This is a genomic window from Paraburkholderia azotifigens, from assembly GCF_007995085.1.
Lineage (GTDB): Bacteria > Pseudomonadota > Gammaproteobacteria > Burkholderiales > Burkholderiaceae > Paraburkholderia > Paraburkholderia azotifigens.
The window spans coordinates 3444570-3466379 of record NZ_VOQS01000001.1 but is presented as its reverse complement, the minus strand read 5'-3'; the positions used below and the strand labels follow the sequence as shown (position 1 = coordinate 3466379).

The 21810-nt window shown below is 60.2% G+C and carries 16 protein-coding genes and 4 pseudogenes; 7 read left to right on the top strand and 13 right to left on the bottom strand.

Annotated elements, in window-relative coordinates; translation table 11 throughout:
- Positions 1-202: 202 nt before the first annotated feature.
- Both FRZ40_RS15555 and FRZ40_RS15550 read left to right on the top strand, forming a co-directional pair.
- A complete protein-coding gene (locus tag FRZ40_RS15555; protein WP_147234618.1) occupies positions 203-1039 on the top strand; it encodes an NHL repeat-containing protein in 837 nt (278 codons plus the stop codon).
- 63 nt (positions 1040-1102) lie between these two features.
- Positions 1103-2020, top strand: a complete 918-nt coding sequence (locus tag FRZ40_RS15550) for a LysR family transcriptional regulator (protein ID WP_147234617.1) — start codon at positions 1103-1105, stop codon at positions 2018-2020.
- Between the two features lie 67 nt (positions 2021-2087).
- Here the strand turns inward: FRZ40_RS15550 and FRZ40_RS15545 are convergent, their stop codons facing one another.
- The gene (locus FRZ40_RS15545) at positions 2088-2804 is read right to left on the bottom strand and encodes an SDR family oxidoreductase (protein ID WP_147234616.1); all 717 of its coding nucleotides are present in this window, start codon (positions 2802-2804) and stop codon (positions 2088-2090) included.
- Between the two features lie 58 nt (positions 2805-2862).
- A complete protein-coding gene (locus FRZ40_RS15540) occupies positions 2863-3531 on the bottom strand; it encodes a peroxiredoxin-like family protein (RefSeq protein ID WP_147234615.1) in 669 nt (222 codons plus the stop codon).
- A 387-nt stretch (positions 3532-3918) separates the two neighbouring features.
- Between FRZ40_RS15540 and FRZ40_RS46130 the strand changes: the two are divergent.
- From FRZ40_RS46130 to FRZ40_RS15525, 3 genes and pseudogenes are all read left to right on the top strand, one after another.
- Positions 3919-4077: pseudogene (locus FRZ40_RS46130) on the top strand (IS6 family transposase); the annotation flags it as partial.
- Positions 4078-4196: 119 nt separating this feature from the next.
- Positions 4197-5219, top strand: coding sequence for an IS110 family RNA-guided transposase (locus FRZ40_RS15530; RefSeq protein WP_147234614.1), 1023 nt, complete (start codon positions 4197-4199; stop codon positions 5217-5219).
- 277 nt (positions 5220-5496) lie between these two features.
- A pseudogene (locus FRZ40_RS15525) lies at positions 5497-5877 on the top strand (IS6 family transposase); the annotation flags it as partial.
- Between the two features lie 940 nt (positions 5878-6817).
- Here FRZ40_RS15525 and FRZ40_RS15520 read toward each other — a convergent pair.
- The 9 genes and pseudogenes from FRZ40_RS15520 to FRZ40_RS15480 form a co-directional block, all read right to left on the bottom strand.
- Positions 6818-7039: a hypothetical protein gene (locus FRZ40_RS15520; RefSeq protein ID WP_147234613.1), complete on the bottom strand. Its 222-nt coding sequence runs from the start codon at positions 7037-7039 to the stop codon at positions 6818-6820.
- A 163-nt stretch (positions 7040-7202) separates the two neighbouring features.
- Positions 7203-7451: pseudogene (locus FRZ40_RS15515) on the bottom strand (transposase domain-containing protein); the annotation flags it as partial.
- 146 nt (positions 7452-7597) lie between these two features.
- Positions 7598-8605 carry a tyrosine-type recombinase/integrase gene (locus FRZ40_RS15510; RefSeq protein WP_147234612.1) on the bottom strand — a complete coding sequence of 336 codons (1008 nt, stop codon included), beginning with the start codon at positions 8603-8605 and terminating at the stop codon, positions 7598-7600.
- Positions 8592-9548, bottom strand: coding sequence for a tyrosine-type recombinase/integrase (locus FRZ40_RS15505; RefSeq protein ID WP_147234611.1), 957 nt, complete (start codon positions 9546-9548; stop codon positions 8592-8594). The genes FRZ40_RS15510 and FRZ40_RS15505 overlap by 14 nt, the downstream gene beginning before the upstream one ends.
- Positions 9545-10801, bottom strand: coding sequence for a site-specific integrase (locus FRZ40_RS15500; RefSeq protein ID WP_147234610.1), 1257 nt, complete (start codon positions 10799-10801; stop codon positions 9545-9547). Before FRZ40_RS15500 ends, FRZ40_RS15505 begins: the two co-directional genes overlap by 4 nt.
- 179 nt (positions 10802-10980) lie before the next feature.
- A pseudogene (tnpC, locus tag FRZ40_RS15495) lies at positions 10981-12378 on the bottom strand (IS66 family transposase); the annotation flags it as partial.
- 101 nt (positions 12379-12479) lie between these two features.
- Positions 12480-12833 carry an IS66 family insertion sequence element accessory protein TnpB gene (tnpB, locus tag FRZ40_RS15490; protein ID WP_158647003.1) on the bottom strand — a complete coding sequence of 118 codons (354 nt, stop codon included), beginning with the start codon at positions 12831-12833 and terminating at the stop codon, positions 12480-12482.
- The gene (gene tnpA / locus FRZ40_RS15485; protein WP_147234832.1) at positions 12833-13321 is read right to left on the bottom strand and encodes an IS66-like element accessory protein TnpA; all 489 of its coding nucleotides are present in this window, start codon (positions 13319-13321) and stop codon (positions 12833-12835) included. Before tnpA ends, tnpB begins: the two co-directional genes overlap by 1 nt.
- Before the next feature lie 267 nt (positions 13322-13588).
- On the bottom strand, positions 13589-15622 hold the full coding sequence (locus FRZ40_RS15480) for an ATP-binding protein (protein ID WP_147234608.1): 2034 nt from the start codon (positions 15620-15622) through the stop codon (positions 13589-13591).
- 143 nt (positions 15623-15765) lie between these two features.
- Here FRZ40_RS15480 and FRZ40_RS15475 point away from each other — a divergent pair.
- Positions 15766-16577 (top strand): IS5 family transposase gene (locus FRZ40_RS15475; protein WP_094297401.1). Its coding sequence is split into 2 segments (ribosomal slippage): positions 15766-16114 and positions 16114-16577, totalling 813 coding nucleotides; the frame shifts between segments, so codons are not numbered across the junction.
- Positions 16578-18437: 1860 nt separating this feature from the next.
- Here the strand turns inward: FRZ40_RS15475 and FRZ40_RS15470 are convergent.
- On the bottom strand, positions 18438-19982 hold the full coding sequence (locus FRZ40_RS15470; RefSeq protein ID WP_147234607.1) for a methyl-accepting chemotaxis protein: 1545 nt from the start codon (positions 19980-19982) through the stop codon (positions 18438-18440).
- A 157-nt stretch (positions 19983-20139) separates the two neighbouring features.
- Entirely contained in the window at positions 20140-20577 is a 438-nt protein-coding gene (locus FRZ40_RS15465) for a hypothetical protein (protein WP_240057156.1), read from the bottom strand.
- Between the two features lie 138 nt (positions 20578-20715).
- On the opposite strand from FRZ40_RS15465, the gene FRZ40_RS15460 reads away from it, so the two are divergent.
- A complete protein-coding gene (locus tag FRZ40_RS15460; protein ID WP_147234606.1) occupies positions 20716-21810 on the top strand; it encodes an MraY family glycosyltransferase in 1095 nt (364 codons plus the stop codon).

Sequence of the window (21810 nt, the reverse complement as noted above, 5' to 3'; positions counted from 1 at the left end):
GGGCGGACTCGATCGGCGTGCCCGAAGTGCCATGCTTGCGCGGAATGGCTCTTATGCCGGCGCCCGGCTATGGCGAGTTCACGGTTGCAGGCATGATCGCGCCATCGGTCGTCGAATGGGGCACGTGTATTTCGCAATCGACGCCAGGCGTGCTGTGCGTGACGCGTGGCCTTCTACGATCAAATAGAACGGGAACGGCGACATGAAGATACTGGTGACGAGCGCGTCCGGCGCGAACGGAAACGGGTATGGCCAGGTACTGGCCTTCTCGATGGAGGGGATTGCGCTGGGCGCCTTCAGCGACGACCCTCGGATCACCGATCCGCACGGCTTGCGAGTGAGTGCGGACGGTCAATTGCTGTACGTCAACAGCGGCGACGACCGCATTCTCGCGCTCGACTCGCAGGGCGAAGTTCAATTCGACAGTTGCCATATCCCGGGCCTGGACGCTGGCACCGGCAACCTCGGCCCAGACGGACGCTATTACGTCGGGTTGCGCACCCACCGAACCATCGCCGCATTCCCATCCGATCTCGACGGCGCAGGGGCTCCGATATTGACGCCCGGCGTCGTGCCGTTTCCACGCGGATTTGCGTTCGTCGACGGCGGCTATCTATTTGTTGCGTCGGGTGTCGGGCCGGATGGGCGGGGCGCAGATGCAATCCTGCAATTGACCTCGAGCGGCATGCTGATCAACGACCGGTTTGCGATCGACGACGCGATGAGTCCGCTGGATCTCGTTATCGCGCCACAGGGCAACGTACTGGTGTCAAGCGAGTTTCCGCTCGGCTCGCCCGCAGCCGCTGCATCTGTTAGAGAATACGACGGACGCAGCGGGATGTTGGTACGTGTATTCTCTGCGCCATCCGGCGTGCCGTTTCGCCGCCCGCGCGGATTGCGGTTCGGACCCGACGGTCATCTCTATTGCACGGCCCAGGATGGCGTGATCGCATTCGACTACGAACGCGGGCGCTGCCTCGGTGTAGTCGTCGATTGTCCGCGGCTGAACGGACAGGCGATCGAATTCTTCGGCGACTGAACCTTCGTGCGCATGGCCGCCGCCGTGAAATAACGTCCTCGACGAGAACGGGAGAAGCGCAGTATGGACCGATTGGCTGCAATGGAAATCTTCGTCAGCGTTGCTGAGGCGGGTTCGTTCTCGGCCGCGGCGAAGCGGATGAACGTCGGCCAGCCCGCCATTTCCAAATCCGTTGCGCAACTCGAAGAGCGGCTGGGTGCGCGGCTCATCCTGCGTTCGACGCGCGGCCTGACGATGACGGACGCTGGCCAGCGGTTCTACGAGCATGCGAAGCTTGCGATCAGGGAGGCCGACGAGGCCGAACAGGTCGTCCGTCACGCATCCGACAGCCTGTCGGGCAAGCTGCGCGTGAGCGCGGCCGTGACGTTCGCATGTCTTCACGTGCTGCCTTCGCTGAACACTTTCCTCAGCCAGCATCCGAAGCTGGAAATCGATCTGGTGCTTGATGATCGCAACATCGATCTTCTGGAGGAGGGAATGGATGTCGCCTTGCGGATGGGCTCGCTGGCCGATTCCGCCATGACGGCACGGCGCGTTGGACGCAGCCCGCGGCTCGTCGTCGGCACTCCCGGCTATTTCTCGCGGTCAGGCGTACCGATGACGCCCGCCGACCTGAGCCATCATCAGGCGATCGTCTATTCGCAGCGCGGCGGCGGCGAGACATGGACGTTCACCCAGGACGGCAGCAACGCGGATGTGACGGTATCCGGACGCGTCCGCGTGAGCGCGGCCGAAGGCATGCGAACAGCGGTGCTCGGCGGAATGGGGCTTGCCGTCGCTTCGCGCTGGATGTTTTCTCCCGAGCTGGCGTCGGGCGAGGTGCAGGCCGTGTTGACCGACTGGGCCTTGCCACCCGTCGACCTGTGGGCGGTCTTTCCTTCGGGACGTCTCGTGACGGCGAGGGCCCGCGCATTCGTTGCATTCGTCGAGGAGGCGCTCGCTCAATCAGCCAGCGGGCAACCCGGCACGTCAAGCGCTTGAGCGCTGGCGCTCGCGTCGTATTCGGCCCGCTGCGGTGTGACTTCACGCGGGCCGAAGCTGTCGTCGATCAAAACGGGGCTTTGCCGATCGACGCGCCTCCGTCCACGTAGAGCGTCTGACCCGTGATGAAGCCCGCATCTTCCGAAAGCAGGAATGAAATTGCTGCCGCAATTTCGTCGGGCTGCCCCAGGCGTCCCATCGGGACTGCGGCGAGGTAGCGTCGTTCGCCCTCGCTGCCCGGTGCGTTGTTAGCGCGAAACAGTTCCGTTTCGGTCGGGCCCGGCGCTACGGCGTTCACCGTAATGCCACTATTGGCGAGCTCCAGTGCCCACGATCGCGCGAAGCTCACGAGCGCGGCCTTCGCGGCTGCGTAGGCGGTTCGCTGAACGATGCCAAGGACGGTCAGGCTGGAGACGTTGACAACCCGTCCCCAGCGACGTTCGCGCATGCCGGGCAGCAGCGCCTGGACGGTCTGCAGGGCTGGATGGAGATTGAGCGACAAGACATCGTCAAGGTCGTGAAGACTGACGTTGCCGATGTACTGGGGGCGGACGAGACCGACGTTGTTGACGACGCCGTCGATCGCGTGCCGGCGCGTCAGCTCCTCGAGCGCGGCCGCTGTCGCTTCGCGATCTGCGAGGTTCACCCGCACGAGTTCGCCTGGGAAGTCGGCGTGCTCGCGCGCGAGGCCGATGACCTGATGGCCGGTTCGCGAGAGACGCTCGGAGAGCGCTCGTCCGATACCCTTCGTCGCGCCCGTGATCAGGAAGGTGCGTGCAGCCATGTTAATTCTCCGAAGTCACGAAGGCCGCGCCGCGCGAGGCGGCGCGACAGGCGACGCGTCAGATGCCGCGCGTCTTTTCGAGGACCAGGAGCATTTCCGACGGATCGGGGCGATGCGTGTAATCCGGGTTGACTTCGGCGTACCGCACGACACCATTCTGGCCGATGACGTATCGTGCCGGCATCGGCAGCGTCCAGCTCGGGTCGCCGTTAAACGCCGGCAGATCGTTCTTGAGGTTTTTGTACAACTCGATCAGATAGTCGGGCAAATTGAAGCGCAGGCCAAACGCCGCCGCCGTATCGTTCCTGACGTCGCTCAGCACCGGAAAGCCAAGCTCGTTCGTGCGCACGGACTTGCGGCTGTTGACGGCCGTCTGCGGCGAAATGGCCACGACGCTCGCGCCGAGCGCCGTGATCTGCGGCAGGACTTCGTTGATGGCCTGGAGTTCGAGATTGCAGTACGGACACCAGACGCCGCGGTAGAACGTGACGATGAGGGATCCCTTCGCAAGCAGTTCTTCCGATGACACTTCGTTGCCGTCCTGATCATTGAGGCGAAATTGCGGCGCACGGTCCCCAGCCTGGATGGCGCGGGCCGCCTGACCGCTCTCGATCAGTTCGGCTGTCGCGCGTTCCATGATCGGATGGATTTCGGGCGGCGCGTTGTATGGCGGCTTGCCCGCCTTGAAATCGGCCTTGAATGCGTCGAGCTTGTTCTGGAGCGACATGATGAGTCTCCCGTTAGTTACTCAGGGGTATCGGTTAAGGATCGGCGAGCCGTGGGCTCGTCCTGGGTCTCATCATCGGAGAACGAACGTCGAGCCGGTAGGTAGCTCGGGCGAATAACACCCATTCTTCGAAGGCATGGACGCATGAGACGCTGTCAATGCCGAAAGCGTGATCCAGCGGAACCGCGCCAAAGCGGGGGTCGGAATCGGGTCTGGGAACATGACCATAAGCGCGTAGCTTGTTGATGAGCCTTTTACGGAAAGGCGCAACGACGATCGGGTGATGATTCGCAGCGAGTGCGATTCAGTTCCCTTGCTCACTCCTTTTGGTTGGCGCGCGGTTCTGTCGCGCTAACGCGGTGCGCTAGAATTCGCATTCCCTCACGGATCACGAACGAGACGGGCAAATCGAAGAATTCATCGTGTGCGACGTCTCCGGCGGGGATCGACAAGGTTCTCAAGCGCTTGCACTATCCGCTGGACGTGATTCTGCTGTGTGTTCGCTGGTATGTGGCGTACTCGCTGAGCCTGCGCCACCTCGAAGAATGAAATGAACGCGTCCCACCCGTGAACGTAAGCGCAGAGGAAGGTGGATCCTCACGGGCCAACGGCATCGATGTGCCCACGTGGAAGAATAGAGTTTTTCCAGGCAACCGGAGGATCCAGTGGCCAATTGTACGGCAGTGGGCGTAGATATCGCGAAGTCGGTGTTCCAGGTGCATTACATTGACCCGGAGAGCGGCGAAATCGTGAATAAGGCGATCAAGCGGCCAAAGTTTCTAGAGTTCTTTGCGAACCGCACTCCCAGTCTCATCGGGATGGAGGCGTGCGGCGGTGCGCACCACTGGGCCCGGCAACTGATGAAGATGGGCCATCAGGTCAAGCTGATGCCTGCGAAGTTCGTCAAGGCGTTCAACATCGGCAACAAAAATGACGCAGCAGATGCTCGGGCCATCTGGCTGGCAGTGCAGCAACCTAGCAAGCCGGTCGCAGTGAAATCGGAGATGCAGCAGGCGATGCTGGGACTCCACCGGATGCGCGCACAGTTGGTGAAGTTCCGCACGATGCAGGGCAATGCGCTGCGCGGGCTGTTGGCCGAATATGGCGAAGTGATGAGCAAGGGCCGCGCAAAGCTCGACAAGGAGATCCCGGCGTTGCTGGAACGGATTGCGGAGCGGTTGCCTGCGGTGCTGATTGATACGCTGCGTGACCAGTGGAACGGGTTGGCGAAGCTGGACGGGCAGATTGCCGAAATCGAGCGTCGAATGCGCGAATGGAAGAAGGAAGATCCGGCCGTGAATGCGATCAGCGAGATTCCTGGCGTGGGACTGCTCACGGCAACGGCGGCAGTGGCGATGATGGGTGATCCGAAAGCATTCAGTTCTGGGCGGGAGTTTGCTGCGTGGGCGGGTCTCGTACCCAGACAGACAGGCTCGGGTGGCAAGGTGAACCTGCATGGCATCAGTAAAAGGGGCGACACGTATCTGCGTACGCTGCTCATTCACGGCGCGCGCAGCGTACTGACTCGTGCGAAGGAGCCGGGCCAGTGGGCCGAGCAGATCGGCGGGCGTCGCCCGCGCAATGTGGTGGTCGTGGCGCTGGCCAACAAGATGGCGCGGACGATCTGGGCGGTGCTGGCCCATGACCGGCCGTATCAGAGGGACTACGTAAGCGTGAAACCGGCCTGAACGGCCGGCGCGATAAAGAAGATCAACGTTTAACACAGGGTGAACATCGAAAGGTTGCGCAGCAATCGGGTGTGATGACAAACCAGGTAGGACCGGGGCCCGCCAAGCCTGAATCATTTCGAGAGCTTCCAGCTCGTTTGAGGAATGAGGCGCGGGCCAGCGGATTTCATAGAGGGCCGCGGCATGTCGAGCTGCAACAAGCCCGGATATAGAGCAGCAGCCCCTCCTGTTAGTCACAACACACGAAAAACTTGCGCAAAAGGGACGCGTTCATATAGAAATGATGGCCGAACGGGGAATTGAGGTCGATCACTCAAGTGTACACCGGTGGGTCATCAAGCTCGTACCGTTGTTCGAAAAGGCATTTCGGCGAATCAAGCGCCCGGCCGGCAGGAGTTGGCGCATGGATGAGACCTATGTCAAGGTCAAAGGCCACTGGAAATACTTGTATCGGGCCGTCGACAAGGAAGGCAACACCGTCGATTTCCTGTTGCGCGTCCATCGTGACAAGGCTGCTGAGCGCCGGTATTTCGAGAAGGCGATTGCCCAGAACGGCGAGCCCGAAACGCTCAACACCGAGCGCCAGACGCCGATCAGGATCCGGCAGAACAAGTATCTGAACAATATCGTCGAGGTGCGACACGAAGTCGCTTACAGAAGTTGTTCGTCCTTCTCGCCGTATAGAAGGAGTGAACCACCGGTGTCACCCGGTGAATCTAGGAGCCTGAATCAAGAGCGGCTCTGACAACGTAACGAAGCGCCGCAAGGTGCGGGGTATCAATCGCGAGAGGCGTACCCTTCTGGCAGCCATAAGCCGGATGAGTGCCAGATAGTCGGTATGGTGAAAACATTTGAATCTGCAATAGGGTCGTTATGTTGAACGAGCGGAAATGGCTAATACGCTCGAACCAAAACGGTACCGGAGGTGGGAACAGTGTCTTTCGATTAGGCGTTCGTGACCCATATACCTCCCGGCCCAGAGCAGGCACCTAACCCGGCGTACTTCCATAAGTGGAACGTGGAAACCCCGTATGCTCCCGTCGGGGACAGCAGGCTGCGAGGTCTGCCCATGGCGGTGCGGGCACAGGATTGGGGAAAAAGCGAATGCCCGGCTGTAATGGACGGGATACGGGTTGCAACATCACCCGACGCGAAAGCCGGGCAGACTTCCTCGTGGTCTCTCCTCACCAGAGAGTTTGCAGAACCATCTATACGGAAGGAAAGCAAATGAGTGCAGCAACACGGGCGCGTGCACCTTCTGGCGTCGAGCAGATCGTACGTTCGCGTGTATTCCGGCACCATCGCGACAACTGATCGTTTGTAAGCAGAACCTTACGGGCTCCAGGAGAATTGATGGTCTCTGTCGACAAGAAATCCCGCCAGACCGGCATCCGCATCCAGGAACCAGTCTCACAGTGATACTGGCGAGGTAGCTGAGGGCGCCCTGCGCAAACCCGTCAAAGAGACCCCCTCATACCATTTCTGATCTGACGGGTTGCACCCGGCATGCGAGCCGAGCGCAACCTGAATCAAAGTAGTTCGTGCTTGCAGCGGTTATTGCGTTATACAGGGCTGTGTCTCCCGGCCTGAGTCTTCCTTCAGTCGCCATCGGCCTTGCGGGTCGTCCGTTTGCGGCGCCGTGCACGTTCAAGCTTTCGGCTCTCAGCCCGGTTTTTGCGCATTGCGCGTTCGAGCTTGACCAGGAATGCCCGTGCCGCGCCCGGTGGCACCGCGCTATCAACGTATCCGGTCACACCTGAATCGGTCTCAATCTTGATGACCGCTTTCCCTTCGAATAATGTTTTGGCTTTTATCGTCATGGAAATTTCTCCGGCGCACGGTCAGGACCCCCCGCGAAATTCCGGCAGATCTAGACCCAGTACACCACAGTTTTAACTGTAAGCGGCAGCTTTAGCACACCGAACGGAGAATCGTGCAACTGAGGGTGGTGCGTAGGGGCACCACCGAGGCGCGCTCAATGTGTCAGCAGCCCTGTGCCTTGGCCTGCTGCTGCCGCGCATAGTTGAATGGCAGCAGGTCCGTCACATCCGCGTCGGGCGGCCGTTGCGGCAGCTCCTTGAGCACGTGCAACAGGTAGTCGTACGGCTCGACACCGCAGGCACGGCAGGTGAGCACGAGGCTGTAAATCGTGGCGCTGGCTTTCGCGCCGTCGACCGTGTCGCTGAACAGCCACGACTTTCTCGAAGTGGCGAACGGCCTGATGTCCCGCTCTTATCCGCGTACCGGAATTATGCGGACTTCCAAGTGCCGACCATATTCATGATCTAACGTTGCTCTCGGTCGGCGCCTCGATACGCCATGAAATCTCGATACTGGATGAAAACGCCCACCAGCTTCATGTCAAGAGGCGAGCATAATCATAGTCGATCAAGGAAGGCCAGAAGGTCGCGCGGCGGACGAAACCGCCTCTGTCTGAACTGAACAGGCTGAATGGCATTGAGTGCCCGTTGTTTCATGGCGAGGTCAGCTTCAATGTACATGTGAGTTGTTGCAGGGCTTTCGTGACCGAGCCACAGAGCAATCAACGATAGGTCTACGCCACCCTGAAGCATGTGCATCGCCGTCGCGTGCCTCACAACATGCGGAGATACGTGCCGCGTTTTGAGCAGTGGGTAGCGCGCGGAAGCGGTTGCCACAGCCAGTTTCAATCGGTCGGTGACCCCGGATCGCGTCATCTGTCCGCCGGACCGGTTGGGAAAGAGCCATTGCTGTGGGTCAGGATTGATCTGCCGTAACCACCGGCGCAGCAGTTTCGCAGTGTCATTCCACAACGGTAGTGTGCGCTCCTTTCTGCCCTTACCGTGCAGGAGAACACAGGAGCCGCGCCCCAAAGTGACGTCCTTGACACGCATGGATGTAAGCTCGGATACGCGCGCGCCCGTATTGTAGAGCGTAGCCAGCATAGCCTGATCGCGTTGCCCGCACCAGCTATCCGCGTTGGGAGCAGCAAGGATGCGTTGCATTTCCTCGCGACTGAGAAAGCCGACCATTGGGCGGTCAAAGCGTTTCATGGGGATGGCCAGCACACGCTGAAGGACGGGCAAGGCGGAAGGTTCCTGCAATGCTGCATAGTGCGCGAAAGACCGGATCGCGGCAAGGCGTGCGTTACGGCTACGGATCGCGTTGTGTCGACTGACCTCCAGGTGCTTAAGGAAATCGAGAATCACACCCGCGTCGAAGTCAGTCAGCCGTAGTTTGTGGGGTGGCCTGCCGACGTGCTCTTCGACGAAATGGAGAAACAGGCGGAAGGTGTCGCGATAGCTGGCTACGGTACGAGGACTGACGTTGCGCTGCCCGATCAGATAGTCCACGAAGAACTGCTGAAGCAGGGTCGAGAAACGTGCCGCTGGGTCAGGGGTGTTCATTTGAAATCTCCCGTGCATAGCACTCGAAGCGCTGAGACACGATGGCCATGAGCTGGGGAACCGTGTTGATATACCAGTATGTATCGGTTACCCGGACATGCCCCACATAGGTGGAAAGTGCGGCGATTGCATTGTCAACATTGATCTGCCGCCGGTACCAGCGAAGCAGGCAATTCGAAATGAAGGTGTGCCTCAAGTCATGAATGCGCGGTGCCGGATGATCGCCGCGAGCGACCCAGCCCAAGCGTCTGCGTAAAGTGGAAAACGTATCGTCTGCATTCCATATCTTTAGTGCGCACCCACAGTCCGACAAGAAGAAATGGTGATCTGTTGCGAGCGGAAGCGAATGGTCACGGACGCGCTCGTAACGTTTAAGAGCTGCGATTGTCGTTGCATGAAGTGGGATCACGCGGGACTTCTTGAATTTACTGTTGCGTACTCGCAGCATGCGTTGCTCAAGCATCACGTCAGAACGTTCAAGATTCAATGCCTCTGAGATACGCATACCTGTAGCAGCAAGCAAGCCAAAAAGCGTTTCGTAGGTTGATGGACGCAGTCCTCCTCGCGGGGACAAGTGTCTGGCGGCTACCAGCAGCTCAGTGACCTCCTCATCGCTATAGATATGAGGTACCGGCCGATGATGTGTCGAGCCCAGCATCCTGGGTGGTGGAACTTCCGTGCCGGAGTCATATTGCTGCAGGTACCGTGTGAATGGGCGAAGGACTTCGACCCGCTTTGCGGCAGTGATAGGCCGCTCAGAATGAGCATCGCTCGCCCAGCGCAGTATGAGATCCAGCGTGACCGGGCCCTGATGACGGCAATGCTTGGCGAAGCGCGCAAATGCCAGCAGTTGTGGCCCCTGATATCGCAACTCGAACCCGAGTTGCCGCTTGATACGTAGATAGTCCTGAACGTGACCGGTTAATGTACGCGAGTGGCTCATGATCTGCTCCCCGGCCAGGGCGCCGCGATCGCGACCAACCTGTTGAAGTCAATCTTGGAATAGATCATGGTGGTATTGAGGCTGCGGTGACGCAATACGTCTGCGATATCCTTGAGCGACGCCCCGTTGCCGAGCATGCGGCTGGCCAGCGAATGCCGCAGCAAGTGCGGACCCATTGACGTAGCCGGCCATCCACATCGAGCATAGGCTTGCCTGACTGCACAGCCCACGACGGCTGAGGTAACCGGACGATCGAATGGGGCGCGATGTCGCACGAAAAGTGCGCGACTGGGAGTTCGACCACGACCATGGTGCACGTAATCGGACACGGCGCGCCCTGTTTGCACGGGTAGCGGCAGGAAATCTACCCGCTTGCACTTCGCTGCTTGAATGCGCAACGTCCCCTCGCGCCAGTCGATGTCAGAAAGCTGAAGTGCCGCTACTTCTCCCGCGCGCAACCCGAGATCCACCAGCAAACGTGCCATGGCGTAACCGCGCTGTCCTGATGGAGTCCGTGTGTCAAAGGCATCCAGGAATTGCGAGATCTGTTCCTTCGTCAACAGTCTCGGTATGCGCGCCATTGACCACGCTGCCACCTTGGGGATAGCAGCGATCAAGGATTCGGTGTGATCGCCCATAAACTGTCGGTAACGGAGATAGGTGCGCAGGCTACCAGCGAGCGCTCCTGTACTCCTCGGGGTGAGCCCCTTGCTTCGCTCGACGACGAAATGTAGTATGTCCCGCGGTTTGACTCGGCGCATGTCGATGCTTCGGCTACCGAAGTGGTTGATCAAAAACTCGCCTATGCGATCGCGGTGATTGCGACGGGTAGATGCTGCGAGGCCACGAGTCTCGGAAAGGTAGGCGTCAAGAAGACGCAACTCATCGACAACGGTGTTCGGTAACGAGGATGACCTGGGGCGGATGAGCCCCTGCGCGCGAAGCATCTTGAGCAGGTGTCTGAGTGCTGCACGAGTGAAATTCACTGCGCATACCCTCCGTCCGGGACAATCGCAGTCTGGAAGGTGAACTGATATGAACTGGCGAATCAGTTCCTCATTGATCTGATCAAGATCGACGTGACGAAATGTGAGCCAGCGTGAGAAGTGGGCCAAACAGGCAAGGTAATGCCCAGTGGTATGAAGCGCGTAACCGTGACCGAGAAGATAGTCGATATATGCCTGCCTGATCGGCGCGAGCACACTATCCTCAAGCTGGTACCACGTTCGAACTCCCATATGATCGGCGTACATGGCAGTATCCTCCGGGGCGATAGCCGCCCTCAGCAGAACACCTTTTATTATGTTCAGCAATCGCAGGATACTTCGTCACGAAGGACGCTTGATTGACGAGCCTTGCTTCGAATCCTTCCGTCTTTGCCTTGCATAATTCCGGTACGCGGATAAGAACGCCTATGGATTTGAATCCATAGGCGCTCGCAGATATTGTTGTCTATTGCGGCTCGCCCGTCAGTGACGTAGCGGCTCAGATATTCCCACTGGTTACCCGTATAGGCGATTGCCTTACCGAGCAGGCTCTGGGGCGTCACCTTTGGCGCCAGTTCGTCAAGCCACGCCCTGAACGCCTCGAGCACCGGCACGCTGTGTTTCTGCCGCAGGTCGTATGTGTAGTCGGCACGTGTCTGGCCGGCCGGCAGATCGCCTTTGGCCAGCGCCTCGACACGGTACAGGGCCTGGAAGTATTCAAGCGCCTTTGCCACACGAGCGTTCGGCGGCTTCGGCTTTGCGTCATCCCCTTTCTTCTGCGCCGCCTTGTCCGCCTTGACGAACAGCCTGCGCGCGTGCGCCATGCAGCCGAAGTGCGTTGCCTTTTTCAGCGTGCGCCACGCACTGTATCCGTCGCTTACCAACATGCCGCTGTAGTCGCCGAGGAATTTCTTCGGATGCTCCTGGCCTCTCCCTGGCTGGTACTCGAACAGCACCACGGGTTCGGGGCAGTCTTCGGCGCTGCGATAGACCCACGCATAGCTTTTACTCTGCGCAGACCGGCCGGGTTCCTTGAGTACCTGAAGCGTGGTCTCGTCGCCGTGGATCAGCGGCTGCGACAGCAATGTCCTGTACAGCGCGTCGTACAGGCGGGTGTAGTGCAATTCGCTGGGGCGGATGACCCAGTGTGCCAGCGTGCCCCGGCTCACCGGAATCTGCCAGCGGGCCATGGCGGCCTGCATCCGGTACAACGGCATGCCGTCGACGTATTTCGCGGTCGCGACCGTCGCGATCACCGACGCATCCGCATGGCTGCCCGGAAGTGGCTGTACCGGCATCGGTGCGAGCACGACCGGCGTCTGTTCGGCGTGACGCTCGCAGTGCCGGCACGCGTACTTTGCACGCACGTTCTGGTGAACCGTCCATTTGACCTCGACATGCAGCTGTTCGCTGATGTCCTCGCCGATACGATGCATCGGATTGCCACAACACGGGCAACCCCGCTGGTCTTCGGGCAGATCGTACTCGATGCGTTCGCGCTTCAGGTACGCCGGCAACGGCTTGCGTCCCACCTTGCGCCGCTCAGGCTTGCCGGCCGGTGGCAAGCCGGTGTCAGGCAGCGCCGGCTGGATACCTTCGTCGTCCCCGTCGCATGGTTCGGTCCGGGCGATCTGCTCAGCTTCGTCGAACACGCGATCCTTGCGTTTTTCACTTTTCGGCGCGTAACGCTCGGCCGTAAGCAGTCGGACCTGTTCCTCGAGCTGCCCGACGCGCCGGTTCAGTTCGTCGATGTGTTTCGCATCGCCGGCTACGCGCGCTTCGAGGGCGTGGATATAGCCCTGGACAGCCTGGGGTACGCGCTTGAGGTCGGGTGCATTCTTCATGCGCTCCAGGATAGCGAAGCGCGACGCCCCGTGGGTTTACGTCAATTTGTAACGGGTGCGCATTTCGTGCGCATTCCTTTGTTTACGTGCGACGTACGGGGCTAGCTGGCGTGCTCGTAATGGCGTGCAGGATGGCGGCGAAGCGCGTCGATATCGATGCCGTCGAGCAGCCAGTGGAGCTGCTGCGTCGTCAGCTCGATCACTTCCTGATCGCGTCGCGGCCACACGAAACGGTCTTCCTCGAGCCGGCGCAATAACAGCCAGAAGCCGGTGCGCTCGTACAGCAGGAGCTTGATCCGGTTGCATTTACGGTTGCGAAACGCGTACACGGCGCGCGCGAGCGGATCCAGTCGCATCGAATTCTCAACCACGGCGGCAAGGGTATTGATACCGCACCGGAAGTCGACCGGCTCGCGATGCAGATAGACTCGCAGGTCGTCAGCGAAGCGCAGCATCACCGGCTCCTCAATGCGTCGATCATCGCTGTGAGCAGCGCCGTGTCCTGTTGCATACATTCAAGTTCGAGACTCACCCCGTTAGGCAACTGCGCCATCAGCCGTGACGGCAACGGCGGGCGTTGCGACGGACGCATCGGTTCACGCGCCCCGGGCATGGGCGTCACAGCCCCGGACGCGGGCGGTCTTGAATTCGCGCGCACCGCGCGCGGATCGGCTACTTCTACTACGGGTACGAATTCCGCCGTGCCCGTGCCGGGCAACTCCACGCAGTCGCTGCGCACCGCCCGCCTGCGCTCCAGCAGGATCCACTTGCGCAGCTGGTTGGCGTTCACGCCAGCCTTGAGCGCCAGCCCGGCCACCGACGCGCCGGGCTGCTCACACGCCTCAATCAGTCGCCGCTTGCCTTCGGGATCAAAGCAGCGCCGACCGCCTTCGTCGACGTGCGTGACTTTAAGGGGAAGGAAATCAAGTTCGTCTGAGGTCATGTTGCGTCCGCAAGTTGAGTGATTGCGGACGCAAGCTTGATCTTCCAACATCGCACGCGCTAGGCGGGCAGAAACTATCGCTTACTTTTAACTGACAGAGGCCCGCACTCGTGTTTCGTGCACGCCCCCGCAGGAAATCACAGCTCAGCAGTGCATCCCTGCGAAGGTACGAGATGCGCCTTGCGTCCAGCGCTACCGTAACGTCGGGCGCGATTACCGGCAACGGTTCCGCTCCCGGTGAAAGACAGATCACCCTAGCTGCACACATCACCAACGATGGGCAAGCACCCGACGAAGCGCGACCTGGACGTCCAGGGTCGTGATCGTATCGGCCCCGTCTCTCAGTCGGCGCAACGCGACCGCATCGATGACGGCCTGCATCACGGCATCGGCATCTGCGATAGAACGGCCTCTCAGCCCACCGGTGAGACAGTCCATGACATATCGCGAGATGGCGAATCGCTCGCCTGCGAGCAAACGGATCTGGGTCCGGACGTACGAGGCCAAGATGTCGTCATCAGGCAGGTCATACGCAATCTTGCACTCGAAGCGTCTCGTGCTGGCGTCATCCAGACACCCATAATGGTTCGTCGCGCCGATGAACAGCACGTCGGGTGTTCGTCCGTCGGTACCGTCAATCGCTGTCAGCAACTTGTTCGTGACGGGAGCGATGCCGGATTCACGGCGGTCGCGCAGAAGGTCATCCACTTCATCGACGAACAGAATCGATGGTCGTGCATCCCGCGCGTCTGCCACTGCCTTGTCCCAAAGCGAAGGGTCGCGTAATACGTCACACCCTCTCACTGTAAATAGCGCCGCCCCTGTTGCCGCCGCCAGCGCAAGTACACTCTGGGTCTTGCCCGTACCAGGCGGCCCATACATCAAGACACCTCGTGGAAGGCGGCCGCCCAGTCTACCCAGTTCAAACGCATGCTTCATGCGATATGCCAGTTCGACCAGTTCGTGACGTGAGCGTTCAGGCATGATGATCTCATCGATTCGCTTCAACTTTTCTGGCAGCCGAATGCCGCTGCCTTGCAGTCTCCGCATTGCCTTGACCATGCTCTGGAGTGACAACGGACCATTCGTAATCAGGCCGTGGCGCTGCATGTCGGCCAGTTCCTCGGCGAGCGCGGCCAGGCGCGCCGCATTGAAACCTTCCCACTTTTCGACGGCGCTCGCCAGAACCGCGGGAGACAACGCGCCCGGACCGAGCGCCCGAGCAACAGAGCGAGAGAGAATTGCGCTCCGGGCATCCGCATCAGGAAGAGGAACGTCGACCCTGATGTCATACCGTCCGGGGCGGATGATCGCCGGGTCCAGCATTTCAACACTATTTGTACAACTAATAAGAATGATAGGATACCTTCTTAATTTCACCACGCCTGTAAGCATAGCGTTTGTGGCGTCGCGGTCCATGTGATGACTACCAGCCGACGTGCGCGGCTTGCAAAACGAGTCGAACTCGTCGAGCATGAACACCATCGGCTTACCCAAATTTCTTGCGTGCGCGAATGCGGCCTTGATTTTCAGCGGCGTTTCGTTGACCCATGGCGAGGCGACATCCTGATATCCCAGTGCAAAAAAAGGCACGTTCAGTTCACCCGCGAGGGCCTCACCGAGAAGGGTCTTGCCGACACCCGGCTCACCAACGAGCAGAATTCCGTTGCGCTTGCCTGTTCCATCAACAATTTCCTGGCCAACAGCGAGCAGCCGTTTCTTGACGTCGTCCATGCCCACCACATCGGCAAACGAAAAGCGCGGCTTCGTGACGAGATCTCCGAAACTGTATACAGGCTCAGGCGACTGGTTAGCCACCCTTTCACCCACATGCTCGCTTGCCTGCGACGCTTCCTGCGACGCCGAACCTTCCCCGTGTCCGCGAGCGCCATTGTCGTCCAGCGCTAACATGAAGCGTTTCCGGAAGGCGATGAGCACGACAGCCGTAATACCACCCGTTGCTGCCGTGATCGCAGTCAGACGATCCGGCGGCATGCATACATGCAGCACTGCCGTCATACCGATCAACGCGCCAACCCGGCGGCCTGTCGCGTATCGGTTCCAGCTGAGCCACACAAGGACGGCGAGTGAATAGCCTACGACGAAAAAGCTCCCACGATTGCTCGCCGTCAGAACGCGATGGGACAGCAGGTCTCCCCAAAGATCATATGACCAGACGGTGATCAGGGCCGCACACAACATCTGCAGTAGCAGGAAGTCGATCAGCCTGAAGACCCGCGTTGCTGCCAGCCCGAGCTTATACATAAAGCTGCGACACGATTGCCCAATATTGTTCTTCATGATTTTTATTCCCTTAGTTATCCTATATTTGTCAAAGATTATTCCAGCTCGGCTTTAAGAACCCTTAACAAAATGATTTCCTGGGTCTGTTAACTTCCAACGATTGCTGTTAACCTCGTCATTGTTTCGGTGACGAGGAGACCATGGCCAAACCGATACTCGATGATGAGTTGTGGGCACTCATTGAACCGTTGCTGCCCCCACCCAAACCTCGCCGTTCACGGTATCCCGGACGCAAACCACTGGATGACCGGGCCATGCTTACCGGCATCCTGTTCATCCTGCAGACGGGCCTGCGCTGGGACCTGCTGCCGCGCGAGATGGGTTGCGGCAGTGGCATGAGCTGCTGGCGCCGTCTACGGGATTGGCAGACCGCCGGCGTCTGGGACAGGCTGCACGAAGTCTTGCTCGCCAGGTTGCGTGAGGCCGAACAGATTGACTGGTCCCGCGTCGTTGTCGATTCCTCCTCAATCCGCGCAGTGGGCGCAGGTCAAAAACGGGACCGAATCCCACCGACCGCGCGCGACCTGGTTCAAAGCACCACCTCATTACCGAAGCGCAGGGCATCCCGCTCGCGGTAATCCTCACCGGCGCCAACCGCCACGATGTCACCCAGCTTCACGCGCTGGTTGACGCGATCCCGCCCATTGCCGGCAAGCGCGGCCGGCCGCTTTCGAAGCCCCGCATCGTGCAGGGTGACCGAGGCTATGATCACGACAAATACCGGCGCCCGCTACATGCTGCCGGCATCGCCACTGAAATCGCCCGACGTGGCCAGCCTCATGGCAGCGGCCTTGGAAAAACGCGCTGGGTCGTCGAGCGAACTATCTCGTGGCTTCACAACTTCCGACGACTGCGCATCCGCTTTGAACGCCTCGCATTTATCCACGAAGCCTTCATGAAACTCGCCTGTTGCATCATCTGTTGGCGAAAACTAAAGAACTCATTTTGTTAACGCCTCTAAGAGAACCTTTGCGTGAACATCTTCGCGGCAAGCGCGGGACGCTGTTGCCTCAGAGAAATCCAGGACGGACGGAGTCCACCTGCACGAGGCGCTGCTCCCGCCAACAACTCGCCAGCACAACTAGCGCGGCACGCCAGCCTTTAACGGTTCCTGAAACGGCATAGCCAGCGCACAACAGCTAGCAGGGGCTGTATGCATTCGATGGCGAGATCCAGGCATTCGTCCCAGAATATGCACCAGTACTTTCTGAAATCCTTGATCATCAGCTGCTCTCCATAGGTGAAGTCCGTTTTCTTACGCAACACCATCGTCTCGCATGCCAACCGAACGACGATGTGCATTAAGGATCGCCCGACTGTTCGACAACGCAAGTCGATGCGAAGTAGCCGGGCGTAACGCAGAGGGGTGGCGATGCAGAAAGGCTGTTGCATCGTTTCCGCGGACTCGAGGAATGTCACGTCAAGCTTTGCGAGCTTCCGGGCAAGCTCTGGCGCCCGCCAGATCCGCGTGAGCTGATGCGGCGCCCGAGAGGTAAGACGCTTTCAGACAAGTGCTTGTGAGTAGCGAGGCTTCATGTGTGCGGGGACATGGAGTTGTTCCCGGCAACAAACTTGTATCAGCAGGATCGTTCAGGCTTGCACGGGCGGGGAATTGAGTCGGATCGACGAAACACATCGCCACCGCTCTTTCTGGAAGCGCGTGAATCGACGTTCCGCGGGCACGCATTCCCGGAACTACGAGCTGCAAAGTTTGGATCGGCGATTCTGGCAGACGATCCATTGCTGGTACTTGCGCCATCTCGTTGCCGCTGTCTGAACTCGTCCGCGATCCACTCGCGCACTCGCGCTGCTACATGTCGGCAAAAATGTCGCTATCGATTCCGGACCAAAAATCGTTCATCGACGGACCGCGCCCGGGGTCGCGCATGCAACCCGACAAGTTCGTGTCTTCACGGGAATGCTCAACGAAGTCAAAGAAATGGCTGGCCTACAGTCCATCAACATGGTTGCAAGCAGCGTGATCGTGGCAAACGGCTATCCGGCTCCGAAGTTGCGACACTCGTACCACCGAACGCTTTTGCCTCTGACCAATCCGCCGAATGAGTCCGTCCCAACACGCAAGCACCGCCATGTGGCATCCGGGGATGCTGGCGTGATTCATTGGTGCGCCGGTAACACTTTTTATCGAGCTCGGCCCCGCGACGCGTAGCGGCCTTTCAGCGCTTCACCGCTCGAAGCCTCGTCGACTCGCGCCTCCCGTAGCCGGGAGCCAAAGCATCGCCGCAGCGCAGTGGTCCGGAAATCGTTCCGCACGTCAGCGCAAGGTGGTGAGCCCGCCACGCGGGTTTAGCGCGCCGATTACGGAAGCGGGTCCGAATATCCCGATCAGCGAGACCTGATCGACAGTGCCGCGGCACACGGTGCAGCTCGTTTATTCGCCGATCGCCGCGAGCACCGCGGCGAATCGGAGATGCACGACTGAAAAAAGTCAAAAAACTGTCGAAACAGGTTCCTGAGATGCTTTTTGCCTCGTATGCCCAACCTGACTGTTGACGGTGAGAGGCGCACGCCTGGCGTCAGCGATGACGCTACCTGCTAGCCAACTGACATATTGAAGCCCTCAAATCCAATGCGGACGCCGCTGGTCGCGTCAGACTCACTGGATTGCCACCTTCCCGGTCGCAGATAGTCAACACCCTCCTGTGCACGAACCACGAATCCACCAATCGCACCGGGTCACCTACGCGTGCTTCGCCGAGTTTCGTGCATGACTTCCGTCGCGCGTCACGCTCAAATGCCAATCTCCGTAGCGTCGTTGACTCTGCTGGGTCCGAGAATCACGGTGCGCCGCTTACAGCCTGAACACCGCCACTGCCTCCCGCAATACGACCGCCTGAGCTTCGAGTGTCTTCGCAGCAGCAGCCGCCTGCTCGACGAGCGCCGCGTTCTGCTGGGTCACCTCGTCGATCTGGCCGATCGCCTTGTTGATCTGCTCGATGCCGTCACTCTGCTCGCGCGCGGCGCCTTCGATCTCGTTCATGATGCCCGTCACGCGTTGAACGGAGTTCATCGCTTCCTCCATCGTCTTGCGCGCATCGGACACGAGCGACGCGCCCTGCGCGACCTGCGCGGTCGAATCGCCAATCAGTTCGCGGATCTCTTTCGCCGCCGCGCCCGAGCGCTGCGCGAGCGCGCGCACTTCCGACGCCACAACGGCAAAACCACGCCCCTGCTCGCCCGCGCGCGCCGCCTCGACGGCCGCGTTCAGCGCGAGGATGTTGGTCTGAAACGCAATGCCCTCGATGATGCCGATGATCTCGCCGACCTTGCGCGACGACGCCGTGATGCCGTCCATCGTTTCCGTCACGCGCGTCACCACGTCGCTGCCGCGCACTACCGTGTCCAGCGCGCCTTGCGCGAGACGGCTCGCAAGCTTCGCGTTGTCGGTGTTCTGCTTGACGGTCGCCGACAGCTCTTCCATGCTCGCCGCCGTTTCCTGCAGCGCGGCCGCCTGCTGCTCGGTGCGGCTCGACAGGTCCGCGTTGCCGGCCGCGATCTCGTTCGCGCCGATCGTGATCGACTGTGTGCTGCCGCGCACTTTCGACACCGTGTCGACGAGCCCGTCGCGCATCTGCGACAGAGCCTGCAACAGCTGCCCCATCTCGTTGCGCGAACGCACTTTGACGGCCGTCGTCAGGTCGCCGTCGGCCATGCTGCGGAAATGGCGGATCGTCTGGTTCACCGGCTTCACGACAGCCGACGACAACCCCGCGCGCGCCATCGCGCCGACCACGACGGCGGCCACGCCGATCGCGATGAACAGCGCCGTCGAAATCATGAAGCGACGGCTCAGTTGCGCGGCTGCGTGCTGCTCGTTGTCGGCCTGTGCTCGCTGGAGCGCGGCGATCGCCTTCGCGTAGACGCCGTAGAAGCGGTCGGCCGTCTCACCCTGGATCGTGCGGAACGTGTTGAAGTCGTTATCGACGAGCGCCTTGTGCTCTGGCTCGATCGCCTGGCTGACGAGCGCCGTGCGCGCCTCGGCGACCGTCTGCGCGAGCTTGCGCTCGTCGTCGCTGCCGAACGGCCCTGCCATGTAGGTGCGGAAGTCCTCGTTCGACGATTCGAGCACCTTGTGCGCGGCGGCGAGCAGTCCGTCCGTGTCCTTGCCGACGCTGAATAGTGTTTCGTAGCTGCCGAGCGACAACCGCACCTGCAGGAGCTTCTCCGAACTCGACGTGAGCGCATGCATCGCCGCCGACGACTCCTGCACGCTCTCCAGGCCGTCGTTGGTGAATTTCAGCGCCCCCCAACCGACGCCGATCACGATCAGAAGAAATGCCGCAAAAATGCCGATGACGAGCGTCAGTCCTTGCCGGATAGTGATGTTGTTGAGCATGTGTGTCAGTCGCCTGCAATCGGCCAGCCGGGATGGCTGCCCCATCGATGGCTAACGGCAACGCGGTGTGCGATCCGAATAGGGAGAATCCATGACGCAGCATGTGGGACAGCGCGTACCGGGCATGGCGGCCGTCCGGTGCGTCGGTCGCCCCCTGTTACTGGCGCGCGAGCGCCCTGGCGTGGCCGGATTGCGGCTCGGTGCGCTGGATGCGCCAGAGCATGGAGAAGGTTGTGCCACTCACGGTCGGATAACCATCCGCATGGCAGTTGTCGGATAAGGGATCGCAGGCGATGGTCATCGTCCGCTTGTCGGCGAACGTGATCTTGACGACGGGATTGTCGAGCGTCCCGCTCTTCTGCACGGGTTCGATTTCATATGAACACGGAACCGTTTTTGCTGGCGTTCCCGTTCTGTCTCCCTTGATGACGAGCCTGGCTGTTTGCGCATCTCGTGCACCGAAGCGCAGTTCAACCGTGTCGCCGCGGTCTGAGAAGCCCGTCATCGAAAACGGTGCGGCGGGCTCGGCCGCAATCGACGACAGAGGCAAGGCGAACAACGCCGCGCTCAGCGCGACAACATATGACGATTTCATTTTCGAACAGCGGGTGGGTGGATGCAGCGCATTATGTGCGATAACGGCGGAGGCTGCCGTGGACGCGCACGTCAACCCGTCCGGGCGCGCTGCGTTTCATTTGTATAATCCACCGTTTGCTTTCCGGCCCCCACTTTCATGCTCAGTTTCGCGCTCGGCTTCATCGTTTCACTACTGGTCACGCTGGTGATCGTGCGGTACGCGCATCTGCATGAAACGTTTGCGGACACCGATCTCGCCGGCGTGCAGAAATTCCACGTGCGGCCCGTGCCGCGCATCGGCGGGACGGGGATTCTGCTCGGACTGGTGGCGTCGGCAATCCAGCTGTACGGCGCTTATCCGGGCGTGTCGGCGGGTATTCTCGGCGTCGTCGCGTGCGGCATTCCCGCGTTCGCGTCCGGTTTGATCGAAGACCTCACGAAGAAGGTGTCGCCGCTCGCGCGGCTCATCTGCACGATGGTGGCCGCCGCGCTCGCCTACTTCGTGCTCGGCATCGCCGTCACGCGCATCAGCGTGCCGCCGCTCGATTTCCTGCTTTCCTACGCAGCCATTTCCTGCGCGGTGACCGTGCTGGCCGTCGCGGCGCTCGCCAATGCAATCAATATCATCGACGGCTTCAACGGGCTCGCGTCGATGGTCGCCTTCATGATGTTCGCGTCGCTGGCCTATGTCGCGTTTCAGGTACACGACCCGATCGTGCTGTCGGCGTCGCTCATCATGATGGGCGCGGTGATGGGCTTCTTCATCTGGAACTTCCCGGCCGGGCTGATCTTTCTCGGCGATGGCGGCGCGTACTTCATCGGCTTCATGCTCGGCGAACTGTCGATCATGCTCGTGATGCGCAATCGCGACGTATCGGCGTGGTATCCTGTGCTGCTGTTCATGTATCCGATCTTCGAGACGTGCTTCTCGATCTACCGGAAGAAGTTTATCCGCGGGATGTCGCCTGGGATTCCCGATGGCGTGCATCTGCATATGCTCGTCTACAAGCGGCTGATGCGCTGGGCGGTTGGCGCGAGGACGGCACGCGAACTGACGCGACGTAATTCGCTGACATCGCCATATCTGTGGCTGCTTTGCCTGATCGCCGTGATTCCGGCGACGCTGTTCTGGCGGCATACGCTGCATCTGTTCTGTTTTGTGGTGGTATTTGCAGCGACTTACGTCTGGCTTTATGTGAGTATCGTCAGGTTCAAGGTGCCGCGTTGGCTGGTGATCCGCAAGCACCGTTGA